Source organism: Burkholderia ubonensis subsp. mesacidophila, assembly GCF_002097715.1.
GTDB classification, from domain to species: Bacteria; Pseudomonadota; Gammaproteobacteria; order Burkholderiales; family Burkholderiaceae; genus Burkholderia; species Burkholderia mesacidophila.
The window spans coordinates 514,407-530,446 of the sequence record NZ_CP020739.1 but is presented as its reverse complement, the minus strand read 5'-3'; the positions used below and the strand labels follow the sequence as shown (position 1 = coordinate 530,446).

Annotated in this window: 11 protein-coding genes; 9 read left to right on the top strand and 2 right to left on the bottom strand. The window is 67.6% G+C overall.

The genetic code is table 11. From position 1 onward, the window contains the following. Nucleotides 1–19: 19 nt before the first annotated feature. On the bottom strand, nucleotides 20–574 hold the full coding sequence (gene tssB, locus B7P44_RS34585) for a type VI secretion system contractile sheath small subunit (RefSeq protein WP_084910529.1): 555 nt from the start codon (nucleotides 572–574) through the stop codon (nucleotides 20–22). Nucleotides 575–623: 49 nt separating this feature from the next. Beyond that, nucleotides 624–3,320, bottom strand: coding sequence for a type VI secretion system ATPase TssH (tssH, locus tag B7P44_RS34580; RefSeq protein WP_084910527.1), 2,697 nt, complete (start codon nucleotides 3,318–3,320; stop codon nucleotides 624–626). A gap of 684 nt (nucleotides 3,321–4,004) precedes the next feature. On the opposite strand from tssH, the gene B7P44_RS34575 reads away from it, so the two are divergent. The 9 genes from B7P44_RS34575 to B7P44_RS34535 all read left to right on the top strand — a co-directional run bounded on the left by B7P44_RS34575 (nucleotide 4,005) and on the right by B7P44_RS34535 (nucleotide 16,028). Then, on the top strand, nucleotides 4,005–4,655 hold the full coding sequence (locus B7P44_RS34575) for a TagK domain-containing protein (RefSeq protein WP_088511601.1): 651 nt from the start codon (nucleotides 4,005–4,007) through the stop codon (nucleotides 4,653–4,655). 25 nt (nucleotides 4,656–4,680) lie between these two features. Further along, nucleotides 4,681–5,262, top strand: a complete 582-nt coding sequence (gene tssE, locus B7P44_RS34570) for a type VI secretion system baseplate subunit TssE (RefSeq protein WP_084910717.1) — start codon at nucleotides 4,681–4,683, stop codon at nucleotides 5,260–5,262. A gap of 40 nt (nucleotides 5,263–5,302) precedes the next feature. Next, nucleotides 5,303–7,192, top strand: coding sequence for a type VI secretion system baseplate subunit TssF (tssF, locus tag B7P44_RS34565; protein WP_084910525.1), 1,890 nt, complete (start codon nucleotides 5,303–5,305; stop codon nucleotides 7,190–7,192). 11 nt (nucleotides 7,193–7,203) lie between these two features. Further along, nucleotides 7,204–8,289, top strand: a complete 1,086-nt coding sequence (gene tssG, locus B7P44_RS34560; RefSeq protein ID WP_084910715.1) for a type VI secretion system baseplate subunit TssG — start codon at nucleotides 7,204–7,206, stop codon at nucleotides 8,287–8,289. A 62-nt stretch (nucleotides 8,290–8,351) separates the two neighbouring features. Next, on the top strand, nucleotides 8,352–9,368 hold the full coding sequence (locus B7P44_RS34555) for a type VI secretion system protein TssA (protein WP_162296945.1): 1,017 nt from the start codon (nucleotides 8,352–8,354) through the stop codon (nucleotides 9,366–9,368). 71 nt (nucleotides 9,369–9,439) lie between these two features. Then, complete coding sequence (locus B7P44_RS34550; protein WP_084910521.1) at nucleotides 9,440–11,746, top strand: type VI secretion system Vgr family protein; 2,307 nt, start codon at nucleotides 9,440–9,442, stop codon at nucleotides 11,744–11,746. A 31-nt stretch (nucleotides 11,747–11,777) separates the two neighbouring features. Then, nucleotides 11,778–14,240: a DUF2169 family type VI secretion system accessory protein gene (locus B7P44_RS34545; RefSeq protein WP_084910519.1), complete on the top strand. Its 2,463-nt coding sequence runs from the start codon at nucleotides 11,778–11,780 to the stop codon at nucleotides 14,238–14,240. Continuing rightward, on the top strand, nucleotides 14,237–15,319 hold the full coding sequence (locus B7P44_RS34540; protein WP_084910517.1) for a pentapeptide repeat-containing protein: 1,083 nt from the start codon (nucleotides 14,237–14,239) through the stop codon (nucleotides 15,317–15,319). Before B7P44_RS34545 ends, B7P44_RS34540 begins: the two co-directional genes overlap by 4 nt. 40 nt (nucleotides 15,320–15,359) lie before the next feature. After that, complete coding sequence (locus B7P44_RS34535) at nucleotides 15,360–16,028, top strand: DUF3540 domain-containing protein (RefSeq protein ID WP_084910515.1); 669 nt, start codon at nucleotides 15,360–15,362, stop codon at nucleotides 16,026–16,028. The last annotated feature ends 12 nt before the right edge of the window (nucleotides 16,029–16,040 follow it).

The following is a 16,040-nucleotide window of genomic DNA, read 5'->3' as shown; positions in this document are numbered from 1 at the left end:
GATTGCGCCGTTCGGCCGTTCAGAGGGCGTTGTCTTCGCGGCCCGCGGCGTCGGCCGCATCCGCTTCGTTGGCGGCCTGGGGCTTCGGGGCGGCCGCGAGCGAGCGCAGCAGGCCAGGGTCCTGCAGCAGCTGGTTCACGAGCGCCTCGGCGCCCGACTTGCCGTCCATGTAGGTCTGCAGGTTCGCGAGCTGGGTGCGCGCCTCGAGCAGCTGCCGCAGCGGCTCGACCTTGCGGGCGATCGCGGCCGGCGAAAAGTCCTCGATGCTTTCGAAGGTCATGTCGACCATCAGCTTCCCGTCGCCGGACAGCGTGTTGTCGACGCCGAACGCGACGCGCGGCTGGATCGCCTTCATGCGTTCGTCGAAATTGTCGATGTCGATATCGAGGAAGCGCCGGTCGGCCACGGCCGGCAGCGGCGTCACGGGCTTGCCGGAGAGGTCGGCGAGCACGCCCATGACGAACGGCAGTTCGACCTTCTTTTCCGAGCCGTAGACTTCGACGTCGTACTCGATCTGCACACGGGGCGCCCGGTTGCGCGCAATGAACTTCTGAGAGCTGCTGGATGTGGACATGCGTGGCTCCATCAACGAGGGAAGGGGGCAGGATCAGTCGACCTGCCGGTCAGAAATCGGGCGCCGCCGCGGACGTCGCGTCGCCGGCGAGGCCGGCGCGGAACGCGAGCGCGTCCGGGGCCGGCGCGGCCGGGTCCGCGACGCCGACGTCGATGCGCGCGAGCGCATCCGGCGCGCCGTACGCGTCGAGCCACAGCGCGGACAGGCGCGGCAGCACGTGCTGCTCGATGAAGCCGATCAGCAGCCGCGCGCCGGTTTCCTGCACCAGGCAGCGCCCGACGATGTAGTCGACCACCGCGTCTTCGTAGGCGAGCGCGATCCGGTGGCTGTCGGCCATGCGCCGCACGACGCGCTCCAGGTGCAGGCGCACGATGCGCGCGAGCGCGGCGGGTTCGAGCGGCCGGTACGGCACGACGGCGACGCGCCCCAGGAACGCGGCGGGGAACACCTTCAGGAGTTCGGGCGCGAGCGCGTCGCGCAGGCACGCGGCGTCCGGCGCGCGCGCGGGGCCGGCGCACAGGCTCGCGCTCAGCTCCGCGCCGACGTTGCTCGTCAGCAGGATCGTCGTGTTGCGGAAGTCGATGTAGCGGCCGTCACCGTCTTCCATGTAGCCCTTGTCGAACACCTGGAAGAACATCTCGTGCACGTCGCGGTGGGCCTTTTCGATCTCGTCGAGCAGCACCACCGAGTACGGCCGGCGCCGCACGGCCTCGGTCAGCACGCCGCCCTCGCCGTAGCCGACGTAGCCGGGCGGCGCGCCTTTCAGGCCGGAGACGGTGTGCGCTTCCTGATACTCGCTCATGTTGATCGTGATCAGGTTCTGTTCGCCGCCGTACAGCGCCTCGGCGAGCGCGAGCGCCGTCTCGGTCTTGCCGACGCCCGACGGACCGGCGAGCAGGAACACGCCGAGTGGCTTCTTCGGATCGGCGAGCCCCGCGCGCGCGGTCTGCACGCGCTCGCCGATCTGGCGCAGCGCGTCGGGCTGGCCGATCACGCGCGCGCCGAGCGTGGCGGGCAGCGCGCGCACCGCCGCGATTTCGTCGGTCATCATCCGGCCGACCGGAATGCCGGTCCAGTCGGCGACGATCTCCGCGACGATCGCCTCGTTCACTTCCGGGAACACGAGCGGCGCATCGCCCTGCGATTCGGCGAGCACGTGCTCGAGTTCGCGCAGCGTGTCGGCGGAGATGGCGTCCGGCGCCTCGGCATCGGACAGCGCCGCCTCGCGCGCGGCGAGCAGCGCCTGCGCCGCGTCGGCCTGCGCGTTCCAGCGCGTTTCGACCGCCGCTTCCTCGGCCGACAGCGCGGCGATGCGTTCGCGGGCGGCGGCGAGCGCCTGGTCGGCCGCGAGGCCGATGCGCGCTTCCTGCGCGAGCAGCACGAGTTCGGCATGCGCGGCCTGCAGGCGCTGGCGGACGTCCTGCAGCTCGCGCGGCGCGGCCTGCTGCGACAGCGCGACGCGCGCGCAGGCGGTGTCGAGCAGGCTGATCGCCTTGTCCGGCAACTGGCGTGACGGGATATAGCGATGCGAGAGCGTCACCGCCGCGCGGATCGCCTCGTCGCGCACCACGACGCCGTGATGCCGTGAGAACGTCTGCGCGACGCCGCGCACCATGTGGATCGCGGCGGGCTCCTCCGGCTCCGGCACCTGCAGCACCTGAAAGCGGCGGGTCAGCGCGGGGTCCTTCTCGATGTGCCGCTTGTACTCGGACCACGTGGTCGCGCCGATCGTGCGGATCGTGCCGCGCGCCAGCGCCGGCTTCAGCAGGTTCGCCGCGTCGCCGGTGCCGGCCTGGCCGCCGGCGCCGATCAGCGTGTGGATCTCGTCGACGAACAGGATGATGGGCACGGCGGATTTCGCGGCGGCCTCGAGCGTGCCTTTCAGGCGCGCCTCGAATTCGCCTTTCATGCTCGCGCCGGCGAGCAGCGCGCCGACGTCGAGGCTCATCAGCCGCACGTCGGCGAGCCTGGGCGGCACGTTGCGTTGCGCGATCGCGAGCGCGAGCCCTTCGACGACGGCCGTCTTGCCCACGCCCGCTTCACCCGTGAGCAGCGGGTTGTTCTGCCGGCGCCGCAGCAGCACGTCGATCATCGTGCGGATTTCCAGCTCCCGGCCGATCACGGGGTCGATCTCGCCGTCGCGCGCGCGGGCGGTCAGGTCGGTGCAGTACTGTTCGAGCGCGGCGCCTTTCGCGGCGGCCGGCATCGCCTGGGAGGCCTCGCCGGGCACCGCGGCGGCGAAATCGCTGTTGTCGTGCGGCGCGTCGGACGCTTCCGGCGATCCTTCGATCCACGCGGGCAGCAGCGCGTCGATCTGATCCAGAGGAATCCTGTCGAATGACGACGAAATGGACAGCAGCACGCGCCGCAGGTCCGGCGTGCTCACGAGCGCCGCGACGAGCCACGCGCCGCGGATGCGCCGGTCGCCGAAGCGCAGCGTCGCCAGCACCCACGCGCGTTCGATTGCCGCTTCGATGTGATGCGACAGGTCGCTGATCGAGCTCGCGCCGGCCGGCAACGCCGCGAGCGCCCGGGCCACGTCGCGATCCAGCGCGTCGCGGTCGATGCCGGCGTGCCGGACGATGCGGTGCAGGTCCGAGTCGGTCTGCTGCAGCAACTGGTGCAGCCAGTGAACCAGCTCGACGTACGGGTTGCCGCGCAGCTTGCAGAATGCCGTCGCCGATTCGACACCCTTGAAGAGCGTCCCCCCGAGCTTGCCGAACAACGCCAGACGCGAAATCGCCATGAGCAGATCCTTGCGGTGATTTATTCCGGATTTTCCTGATCGCCGGAATATGCGGGTGATTCGATGTGCTGCGTGAATCCGTTGACACATGCTACCCAGCGACGGAATGCAAGATCAATCGTCTGAAAAAGGGGCGGCAAGCAATTTGTCTCGCATGATGCAGCTGCGTGTCTCATTTGAGTTTTTCAGAAATATGGCTCGATTTCATGAAAATGGAGATCGGGCAATTTGTCTCGCTCAACACGGTTGTATGTCTCATTTTCATTCGGGCTGGCGATGCATCCGAAATTCAATCGATATGATCTGCTTTCAGAAACCTCGGCTTGGCGTTGAGCGCGGTGCGAGGGCAGGCAGGCGCCGCACAGGACCGCCGGCTGCGACAACGCGAGGCACGCAATGCCCGGTTCGACTGTTTCGAGAAATGAAGTGACAGGATTCGCATCACGAAGATTTGCAAGACTCTGTTAAATGAATTGGCGGGTTGGCATGAGAATCGGGGCGTCAGAATGTTAAATATTGAAAATCGCCGCATTTGGATTTTTGGTTGATCGAATTTCCGGGGTGCATATTTCATGAATTAGAATCGATAAATATGCAAACGCTGGATTGAGGTAATTCGCGCCGGTCGGTTATCGAGACCGGAACAGGTTGCATCGTTGACGGATTGCGTATGAGGAGGCAGGCATGCGCGCATTTAAAACGGTTCGCCGCATCGAGCCGGATTGGCACTACACCGAGCCACGGCCGCATCGCGCCAGCGCCGACGACGCGCCGACGCTGGATGTGCCGCTGGCCGGCTCGCCGGACGCGATGCCGCGCGATGCCGACGCGGTGCTCGACCTGATCGGCGCGGTGATCGCGGCGGATGCGCTCGCGTCCCGCCAGGCCGACGATGCGAGCACGGATTCGACGCCGGCGCGCGACCTGATGCATTCGTTGTACGAACAATACTGCGGCGCGCTCGAAAATCCGCAGGCCTCGCTGTCGGCCGGCTGGGCGGCGCAGATGACGACGGCCCGGCGGCCGCTGCCCGACCTGGGGGGCGACGCGCGCGAGGGCGTCGACGCAACGGATTCGATCGCCGGGCTGCTGTCGGGCGCGCGCGTGCTCGACGACGCGTTCGGCCCGCTGACGCCGGGCGACGGGCCGGATCCGGCCGTCACCGAGCCGGTTCCGGAGATCCTGCGGCTGTTTGCGCCGGCCGAATTCCACGCGGGCGCCGCGCGCCGCGCGGCCAGCCTGCCGCCGGCGCTCACGCGGCAGGAACACCAGACGCTCGCGATCGACAGCCCGCTGCCGGCAGCCGTGCCGGCCCCGGCTTGCGACGCGCAATGACGACCGGCACGCAATGGAGAAGCCGATGAACCCACACGAGAACGGCACGAGCGCACCGCGCGGCGGCGGCGCTGCGCGCCCGGGCAGCGACGGCGTCGCGTCGCCGCGCCGCGCGAACGCGTACCTGCTCCCGACGCTGCTCGACCGCCTGCGCGACGACGCGCCGCGGCGCCAGACCGAGGCCCCCGGCGAGTACGCGGTGACGCGCATGCAGATGCGCGGCATCGTCCAGCGCGATCTCGCGTTCCTGCTCAACGCGATGAGCATCGATTCGCACATCGACCGGGAGCGCTATCCCGAAGCGGCGGCGTCGACCGTCAACTTCGGGATGCCGCCGCTCGCCGGCGCGTTCATGGCGTCGCGCAAATGGGCCGAGATCGAGCGGGTGATCCGCCGCGTGATTCTCGACTTCGAGCCGCGGCTGATTCCGGAGACGCTCGTCGTCGCACCGTCGCGGGACGCCGAGGCGGGCAACCTCGCCAACGTGCTGGCGTTCGAGGTGCGCGGGATGATCCGCATGGACGCGTATCCGATCGAATTCATGGTGCAGAGCGCGCTCGACCTGGAAACGAGCCAGGTGAGCATTACCGGCATGCGCGCGCGTTGACGCGCGACCCGATCAACGAGACGACCAACGGGGCTATCCAGTGGATCCGCGACTGCTCGACTACTACAACCAGGAACTGATCTATATGCGCGAGCTCGCGACCGAGTTCGCGCACGCGCACCCGAAGATCGCGCGGCGGCTCGGCATGCAGGCGGGCGACGTGGCCGACCCGTATGTCGAGCGGCTGATCGAGTCGTTCTGCTTCATGGCTGCGCGCATGCAGATCAAGCTCGACGCGGAGTTCCCGCGCTTCACCGGCCGGCTGCTCGAAGTGCTGTATCCGAACTACGTGGCGCCCACGCCGTCGATGTCGGTCGCGCGCCTGTATCCGAGCCGCACCGAAGGCAATCTCGCGGACGGCTTTCCGATCGCGCGCGGCACCGCGTTCGCCGCGCGCGTGCCGGCCGGCGAGAAGACCGCCTGCCAGTTCCGCAGCAGCCAGGACGTGGTGCTCTATCCGCTGGAAATCGCCGACGCGCGGCTGACCGGGATTCCGCCCGACATCCCGGCGCTCGACCGCTACGTGCCGGCCGGCACGCAGGTGCGCGGCGCGCTGCGCCTGCGGCTGCGCACGACCGGCAACGTCCGCATCGCCGACCTGAAGGGACTCGACCGCCTGCCGCTGTACCTGGCGGGCGACGACCAGGTCGCGTCGCACCTGTTCGAACTGCTGCACGCGGGCGGCATCGCGACGATCACCGGCGCGCCGGGCGAATTCGCGACGCCGGGCCGGCCGCTTGCCGCGGTGACGGCCGATGCGGTCGTCCATGAGGGGCTCGGCGCCGACCAGGGCCTGCTGCCGCTCACGTGGTCGAAGTTTCACGGGCACAACCTGCTGCACGAGTACTTCGCGTGCCCGGCGCGGTTCTATTTCTTCGCGCTGGCGGGGCTCGAAGCGGGCCTGCGCCGCGTGACCGGGCAGGAAGTCGAGATCGTCGTGCTGCTCGACCAGTCGCCCGAGCGGCTCGCGAACGTCGTCGATGCGTCGCGCTTCGCGCTGTTCTGCACGCCGGTGATCAACCTGTTTCCGCGCCACACGGACCGCATCGAGCTGTCGTCCGGGCAGACCGAATTTCACCTGGTGCCTGCGCGGCTCGCGCCGCTCGACTACGAGGTGTATTCGGTCGAGGCGATGTACGGGCAGGTCGCGGCGACCTCGGCCGAGCTGGAGTTCCGGCCGCTATACCAGACGCTGAACGATGACGAGCGCAATCACGGCCGCTATTTCTCGACGCGCCGCGAAAGCCGGCTCGCATCCGATTCGGCGCGCCGCTACGGCACGCGCACGCCCTACGTCGGCACCGAGATGTTCGTGTCGCTCGTCGACCAGAACGAGGCGCCTTATGGCGAGGACATCCGCTACCTGTCGGTCGACGCGCTGGTGACGAACCGCGACCTGCCGAGTCTCGTGCCGCGCGACGGCGTGAACGACCTGACGGTGGCCGAATCCGCGCCGCTCAAAAGCGTCGGGCTGATCCGCGCGCCGAGCGTGCCGAAGCCGCCGTTCGCGGAGCGCGAGATGGCGTGGCGGCTGATCCGCCAGCTCAATTTCAATTACCTGCCGCTCGAGGAACTCGACCACCGGCCCGGCGGCCAGGGCCTGCGCGACCTGCTGCGGCTGTTCGCGGCCGGCGACGAGGCCGACAACCGCCGGCAGATCGAGAGCCTGATCGGCGTGAAGACGCGGCCGGTGACCCGCAAGCTGCCCGGCGCGGGGCCGCTCGTGTTCGGGCGCGGGATCGAATGCGCGCTGACCGTCGACGAGCCGGGGTTTTCCGGCGTGAGCCCGTACCTGTTCGGCGTGGTGCTCGAACACTATCTGGCGCGACACGTGTCGATCAACGTCTTCACGCAGACCGAGCTGCACTCGGTGCAGCGCGGCCGCATCGCCCGCTGGCCGGTGCGCATGGGCGCGCGGGGAGGGGCATGACGATGCGCGCGATGCCCGAGACCGACGTGCCTGCCGTGCCCGAAGCCGCGCTGTCGCCGCAGTTGCGCGCGCACCTGCAGGCCGAGCCGTGGCGCTACGGCTTCCTGTCGCTGCTGCGGCGCGTCGGCGCGGACCCGCGCATCGATCCGGTCGGCACCGCGAAGCGCCCGCAGGCGGAGCCGTTCCGGCTCGGCCAGCAGCCGAGCCTGGCGTTCTCGCCGCGCGAGATCGCGAGCGTCGGCGACGCGGCCGGGCGCATCCGCGTGCGCCTGTTCGGCCTCGGCATGCTCGGGCCGAACGGGCCGCTGCCGATCCATGTGACGGAGATCGCGCGCGACCGCGAGGAGAGCCGCCGCGATCCGACGCTCTGCAACTTCCTCGACATCTTCCACCATCGCTACCTGACGCTGCTGTACCGCGCGTGGGCGTCGGCGCAGGCGGCGGCCGGCCTCGACCGGCCCGACGATGAACGGTTCTCGTTCTACGTCGCGTGCCTCACCGGCCAGGACACCGGCGAGATCGGCCGCCGCCCGTTGCCCGCGCATGCGCGGCTGTCGGCGTCGCCGCACCTGGTGCGCGAGGCGCGCAATCCGGACGGCCTGCGCATGACGCTCGAACGGTATTTCGGCGTGCCGGTCGCGCTCGAGGAAAACGTGCTGCACTGGATCGCGGTGGACCCGCTCGAACACAGCCGCCTGGGCCGGCCGGGCAGCGCGTCGACGATGGCGGAAGGCGCGCTGCTCGGCGAGGTGGTGCCGGACCGTCAGCACAAGTTCCGCCTCGTCGTCGGGCCGCTCGACATCGACGATTACCTGCGCTTCACGCCGCAGGGCGAGGACCTGCCGCAACTCGTCGAATGGGTGCGGGCGTTCGTCGGCTACGAATTCGAATGGGAACTGGAGTTGCACATCCGGCCCAACGGCGCGCCGCCGGCCGTGATCGGCGGGCCGCAGCAGCTCGGCTGGTCCGGGTGGCTGGGGCGCTCGCCTTCCGGCGAGCCCGTGACGGGCATGCGCTTCGAGCCCGAGCGGTATGTCGACCAGTTCGCCCGACACGGCGGCCCGCCTGATTCCACCGCGCAGGAACAAACACGATGAGCCACCACCGAACCCACGCCGGCCGCTCCGCCGCCGCGCGCACGCCGAACACGCACGACTGGATGGCGCCGGTCGATCCCGCCGCGCCTTGCGGCGCGGACCTTGAATACGATCCCGAGTTCGTCGTGCTGGCGGCGAAGGTCGCGCCGCGCGCGGAAGCCCAGTACGGCGACTTCGTCGGCTCGCCGGAACCGGTGAACTGGAACGACGTCGAGCGCGACTGCCGGCGGCTGATGATGCGCAGCAAGGACATGCGCCTCGCGATCCTGTTCACCCGCTGCCGCACCCGGCTCGGCGGCGCGGCGGGCCTCGCGGAAGGCGCGGGCCTGCTGGCCGGCTGGCTGGCCGCGTTCGCGGACGGGATTCACCCGCAGCCCGGCGTCGACGCCGATCGCGACGCCGCGCTGGAGATCCGGATGAATGCGCTGCAGGCGCTGACCGACCCCGACGGCCTGCTCGCGGACGTGCGCGAGATCACGCTCGCCCGGTCGACCGCGATCCGCCTGCAGATGCGCGACGTCGAACGCGCGTTCGCGCAGCCGCGCGCGGCCGACGCGCTGGCGCCGGAGTCGGTGCTGCGCCAGCTCGACGAGCTGCGCGCGCAGCAGCCGGCGGCGCTGGCCGGATTCGACGATACGCTCGCGAGCGTTGCCGCGATCGACGCATGGAGTCGCGACCACCTCGACGCATATGCGCCCGACCTGTCCGCGCTCGAAGCGCTGCTTCGGCTCGTCGCGGGACGACAAGCACGCGCGGCGGACATGGCGTTGGACGCGGCGCTCGACGACGCGCCGCCGCTGCAGGACGCCGGCGGCGCGCAGCCGGACGAAACGTGGCCGGCGCCCGCCGAAGGCGTTGCGGATGCCGTGCGTCCCAGCGTGCGCGGGACACCGCCGGATCGTGTCGCCGCGGCCAAATTGATCCGCGACGCGCGCCTGTGGTTCGAGCAGCACGAGCCGAGCAGCCCGGTTCCGGTGCTGCTCAGGCGTGCAGAACATCTGGTCGGGAAGCGCTATGCGGAAGTGGTGCATGCGATCCCCGCGGAACTGCTCGCGCTATGGGCCGGCGACGCGCCATGACAGCACTGGGATACGCCGCGCGCATTTCGGCGCGCTTCACCGCTTGATACCGTTTCTGGAGGGATTCCGTCATGCCGAATGTTCCTGCCGCACGCACCGTGATGGTCGGCGGTCCCGCGCTGCCGACGACGCCCGTCGGCGAACCCGCGCTGCAGCTGGGCGCGATCCACGGCAACGAAGCGTTGTCGGAGATCTACGCGTACACGCTCGACTGCCTGACCCCGCCGGACCTGACGATGCCGGAAGAGCAGGCCGCCAACCTCGACCTGAAGGCGATGATCGGCAAGGCGCTGACCGTGACCGTGCAGCTCGACGGCATGGGCTCGTTCGTGCCCGGGATGCCGGGAATCTCCGGTGCTGCCCATATCGGGCAGGGCAAGCGCGAGATCAGCGGCATCGTGACCGGCGCGAGCTTCGAAGGGCAGTTGAACCGCCAGTGCCGTTACCGCCTGACGATGCAGCCGTGGATCTACCTCGCCGACCAGCGCTCGGACTACCGGATCTTCCAGAACAAGACCGTCGACGAGATCATCGACGAGGTGCTGAAAGCGTATTCGTATTCCTATGACAAGCGGCTGAGCGGCCGGTATCCGAAGCTCGTCTACCAGGTGCAGTACGGCGAGACGGATTTCGCGTTCATCCAGCGGCTGATGCAGGAGCACGGCATCTACTGGTTCTTCGAGCACTCGAACAAGGTGCACCGGATGGTGCTCGTCGATCACCTGGGCGCGCACAAGCCCGTCGACAGCGCCGCGTACCGCACGCTGCGGTACTACCCGCCCGGGCACAAGATCGACATGGAGCATGTCGACGCGTTCAACACGACGGAGCGCATCCAGTCCGGCCGCTGGACCACGAACGACTTCGATTTCGAGAAGCCGAACGCGCGGCTCGGCGTCGAGAATGCGCTGCCGCAGGACACCGCGCACAACGGGCTCGAGCGCTACGAATGGCCGGGCGACTATGCGGACCCGGCGCACGGCGATCATTTCGCGCGGGTGCGGATGGAGGAAGTGCGTGCGCAAGGGGAGCGCGCGTCGGGCGGCGGCAACGTGCGCGACGTCGTGTGCGGCACGACGTTCACGCTGGAGGGCTATCCGCATGGCGGCGCGAACTGTGAGTACCTGGTGCTCGGCGCGTCGTTCGAAGCGGTGGAAACGGTCGGCGCGACGGGGCAGGGCGAATTCCGGATCGGCACGTCGTTCGTCGTGCAGCCCGCGACCACGGTGTTCCGGCCGCCGCGCACGGTGCCGCGGCCGCGCACGCGCGGGCCGCAGACGGCGGTCGTGACCGGGCCGCAGGGGCAGGACATCTGGACGGACCAGTACGGGCGCGTGAAGCTGAAGTTCCACTGGGACCGCTCGCCGGTGCGCGACCAGAACGCGTCGTGCTGGGTGCGGGTGTCGTATGCGTGGGCGGGGAACAGCTTCGGCGGCATCCATATCCCGCGGGTGGGGTCGGAGGTGATCGTCGATTTCGAGAACGGCGACCCGGACCGGCCGATCGTGACCGGGCAGGTGTTCAACGCGCTGCACATGCCGCCGTGGCCGCTGCCGGATCACGCGACGCAAAGCGGGATGCTGAGCCGCACGCCCGCCGGCAGCGGCGAGCAGGCGAACATGCTGCGTTTCGAGGACAAGCCCGGTGAAGAGCAGGTCAAGCTGCATGCGCAGCGCAATTTCGACGTGTCGGTGGAAAGGGATGCGACGACCGCGGTCGGGGGCAAGCATCTGACGCTGGTGGGGCTGGAGTTGCCGCCGGTGTCGTCCACGCGGTCGCCGCTGGATCGGTTGATTGCGCTGTTTCGGCAGGGGAGCGTGCCGTCTTCTGCCGTTCCCGGGCAAGGGCCGGCTCAGCAACAGCAGCAGCGCCAACAGCAACAGCAACAGCAACAGCAACAACGACAGCAGCAATATCAGCCGTTGAAGCAGCAGCGTCAGTTACAAAGCGTGGGACAGGTGCTCGCCGCGAATGTTGCGCAGGTGCTTCAAAGCATCGCGGCTGCACTCGCGAGCAAGACGGCGGCGACCAACAGCACCGTGCAAGGCACCGCAACGTCCGTGCGGTACGGCGACGGCCTCAACGTAGTCGTTGGGAACAACACGGCGATCACGAGTGGAAACACACGCTCGGAAGTCAACGGAATCAGCTTCTCGAAAAACGCGAACAGCGTTTCGTTGAACGGCTTGTCTGTCGGTCTCACCGGATTCAGCACGAGTCATACGGGAACGAGTGTCGACACGAAGGGCTGCGGTATTTCGGCGACTGGCGCAAGCATCTCGGAGACTGGTGTAAGCGTCGCTGATACCGGTGTCGCGATATCAACAGCGAAGAAGTGCAAGATAACCAACATCAAAGGAATCGAAATTGTTTATTGACCGAGACTCCTGAATAAAATCGGGATATCGAATGAAAATCATCAAACCACTCAGGATCAGCCCGCTGACGCGCCTCTACCGGATGCACGGCGAAGAGCGTCTCGGCATCGCGGCGATGATGGTCGCGACGTTGGGCGACGCTCCGCAATTGCTGATGGACACGGAGCTCTGGAGTCTGGCCGGCGAGGAGCTGGGCGACTACACGCTCGACATGGCGTTGCCGAAAGCGCATCCGGAATTTCTCGTCTCCGGCTACGCATACGGCAAATACGCCTACGCGCGCGGCAGTGGGGCATGCGAGGTCGGTGTCCATCTCAACGGCGTCGAGAAGCGGCTGCGGGTATCCGGCGACCGGCAATGGGACGGCTCGCGCATCACCGCGCCGCAACCGTTCGAGCGCCTGAAGCTCGACTGGGATCTCGCCTACGGCGGCGCGGGCTACGCCGACAATCCGCGCGGCCGGGGCATCGCGACGACCGGCGAAGACGTGCATCCCCTGCCGAACATCGAATCTCCGCACGACCCGATGCGCTTCCGCGACCAGCGCCCCGCGCCGGCGGGCTTCTGCCCGGTCGACGCCGCGTGGCCGCAGCGCGCGAGCCTGTACGGCGAACCCGACCGGCAATGGCTGGAGGAGGATTTCCCGGGCTTTCCGCGCTCGCTCGATCCGCGCTACTTCAACATTGCGCCGGTCGATCAGCAATGGATCGAGCAGGCCGAATGGCCCGACGGCGCGGCCTACGAACTGGCGCACCTGCATCCCGACCATGCGTTGCTGACCGGCCGCCTGCCGGCGCTGCGCGCGCGCTCGTTCATCGTGCGCGCGGGCAGCGACACGCCCGAGGAAATCCCGCTGCGCCTGACGACCGCATGGTTCATCCCTCACCGCGAACGCGTGCTGATGATCTACCACGGCGTCACGACGGTCCGGGAATTCGACGCGAGCGACGTGGAGGCACTGCTGTTCGGCGCGGATGCGAGCGGGCAGCCGAGGCCGGCCGACTGGTATCGCCAAGTAATCGACTGGCGAACCCGGCATGAGAAGGCCGCGCTCTATGCGCTGCGCGATCAGGATCTGCTGCCCGAGCGTTATCTGTCGCCCGGATTCCCGGGGATGTCCGGCGCGGCGTCGCAAAGCGTGAGGCAGCAGATCCTGAAGGACAAGTTGAGTGCTTTCCCGGAGGCCCGCCAGATCGAGGAACCGCGTCCTGACCAACTGATCGAGTTCGTCGAGCGTCAGGAGGCGGAGGCTGAAGCGCAGCGCGCCCATCTGGAAAAAATGCGAGAGGAAGATTCGGCGAACGAAGCAATCGAAAAGGCGGCGCGGCGCGGTCCGCCGGAGCGCATCGCCGTGCCGGATGATGGAGCCGGATCGGCCAACCGTTCGCGCATGCAGCAAATGCAACACGACGCGGATGAAAGCCTGCGCAAGCTATACCTGCAATCCGCGCATCATCAGGAAGCGCCGGAGCGGTTGAGCACGGCCGCGTCGCGATCACATCGCGAACGCGTCGCCGCGGCTATCGCTACAGGACAATCGCTGGAAGGCGCCGATCTCACCGGCGTCGATCTTTCCGGGATGGACCTGCGCGGCGCGAAGCTTTCCGGCGCGATGCTGGAGAACGCCAATCTGAGCGACACCGATCTGACGAGCGCGGCGTTGAATCATGCCGTGCTGGTACGCGCCGACCTGAGCCGGGCGACGTTCTGCAATGCGGACCTGAAAGGCGCAAACCTGTCGCTCGCAGCGTGCGACCAGACGGATTTCGCCGGGGCCAACCTGAGCGATTGCATCGTCGAGCGCGTTCAGTTGCACGATTGCAGATTGAGCGGCGGCGTGCTGGACAACACGCGATTCAGCGAATGCCGATTCCACGCCGTCGATTTCAGTCACGCGACGCTGCGCAACCTGATTTTCATCGAGCAGTCTTTCGACGATGTGAATTTCTCGAGTGCGACGATTCGCAAGATGCTGCTGATGAATTGTTCCATCGTCGACGTTCGGTTTACGTCCGCCGATATCGAAGGATTCGGGATCGTCGACACGCAGGCGAAAGGCCAGCTTCGCTTCGATCGCGCGAGCGTGGTCAAGGCCTGCTTCATCCAGCGCTGCGATATCGGCGGCGCCGATTTCTCGTGCGCGATGCTGAATGAAGTCAATTTCCGCGAAACGCATCTCGGCGGCGCGGATTTCAGCGGCGCGCACATCAGCAACTGCGACTTCACCGACGCATGCCTGAGCGCCGCCCAACTGCGCGGCGCGAAGGTGGAAGGAGGCAATCTCGTGCGAACCGATTTCACGCAAGCCGACCTTCGCGACGCCGACCTCATCGGCGCATTCATGCGGCGGGCGACGCTGGACGGCGCCGACCTGCGCCGGGCCAACCTGTTTCGCGCGAACCTCGCGCAGATCCTGACCGACGACGACACGCGCTGGGAAGATGCTTACCTCAACAAGGCCATGCGGTACCCAATGGCGGAGCCACGCAAATGAGAACGAGCGCAGCACAGCTGCATGAAGCGATCCGTCAGGGGCAGGTCATCCGGGATCTCGTGATCGATTCGGAGCACTATGACGCGCTGGATTTCTCTGGAGGCGTGTTCGAGCGCGTCAGCTTCGTCAATACCGGCATGACACACGCGCGGTTCGTCGACGCCGTGTTCAACGGATGCCGGTTTCAACGCGTCGACCTGACGCAGGCGGACCTGTCGAAATGCGTATTCGAGCAATGCAGCCTTGACGACGTCAGCGTCGCGCAAGGCAATCTGAACGGCTGTGTGATGAATGCGACGCAGGCCGCCGGCACGGATTTCAGCGGCGCGCACGCGGACGGCTTCAGCTGCATCAGGAGCGACCTGAGCGATTGCCGGTTTCACGACGGGCGGATCGAGGCCGCCGTGTTCTGCGAGACGCGGCTCGCGGGCGCCGATTTCACGCGGGCCGAAGTGCGCAAGGTGGTCTTCTACCAGCTCGACCTGACGCAATTGCGCCTGACCGATGCGACCTTCCACGACACCGTCTTCGCCGAATCCAGTCTGGTCGGCCAGAAGATGCGCGGGCAGCGGATGCATCGCTGCCAGTTCGTCCGCGCGGATCTGCGCGATGCGGATTTCACCGCCGCCAATCTGGCGTACTGCAATTTCCACGGCGCGAAGCTGTCGGGGGCGCGGCTCGACGGCGTCGACGCGCCGTACAGCATTTTCTACGAGGCCGACGGGCAGGGCGCGGCCTGTCGCGACGCCGCGTTTCGCGACAGCATCTGGGTTCAGGCGAATATCCGTCACGTCGATTTCAGCGGCTCGAAACTGGACCGGGCCGTGCTTCAGCACGCGCAATGCAACGGCACGCGCTTTTCGCGGACGAGTCTCGAGGGGGCCGATTTCTCTTACGCGAACCTGACCGGGGCCGAATTCGACGACGCGAGCTTTGAACGGACCGGTTTTCATGGGGCGATTTCGCCCGATATCGCGTGGCGCGTGCATCCCGGCGCGATCGAACGCGATCACGAATTGGCCGACGCGCAGGCATGGTCGCGGCACCGGGATGAACGCCGCGAGCGCGACGACCGGTAGGCAGCGTGGGTTCGAACCGTCTTGAATCGAAGGAGGGAAGATGTATTCAACAGTCGAAGAACGGCGCGCCGGCGTTTCGCCCGTGATGCCGGAAACGGTAGCCACGATCGTCGACGTGCTGCCCGACGGAAGGTTCGTCGCGGCATGCGACGGCGCGAAGCTGCATTGCCGGCGCGCATTCAGTTGCCTTGTCGAGCCCCGGCCCGGCGATCGCGTCGCGATTTCGCGAGCGGACGAGCGAGGCGCGCATGTGACGTACGTGACCGCGATCCTCGAACGTCCGGACGCGGACGGCGTGCACATCGTCGTCGACGGCGACCTCGTGCTCGAGTCGACGCGGGACGTCTGCGTGAAGAGCCGCGACGCGCTCCTGCTGCGAAGCGGCGAGCACGTGTCGATCAAGACGGCGCAACTCGCGATGTCGGCGCAGGAGGCGTCGTTGTCGTCCGAGCGGGCGACGATGACGAGCGCGGAATTCCACGGTCGGGTCGGGACGGTCCGGCTGATCGGCAAGATCCTGGAGATGGTGATGGACCGCGTCGTCCAGTCCTGCCGCAGCAGCTTCCGCACGGTGGAAACCGTCGAGCACCTGCGCGCGTCGCATGTCGATCACGCGGCGACCGGGACCATGCGGCTGCATGCGAACACCACGTTGATCACGTCCGCGCAGTTGTCGAAGATCGATGCCGGACAGATTCATCTCGGTTAGGAGGACGTATTC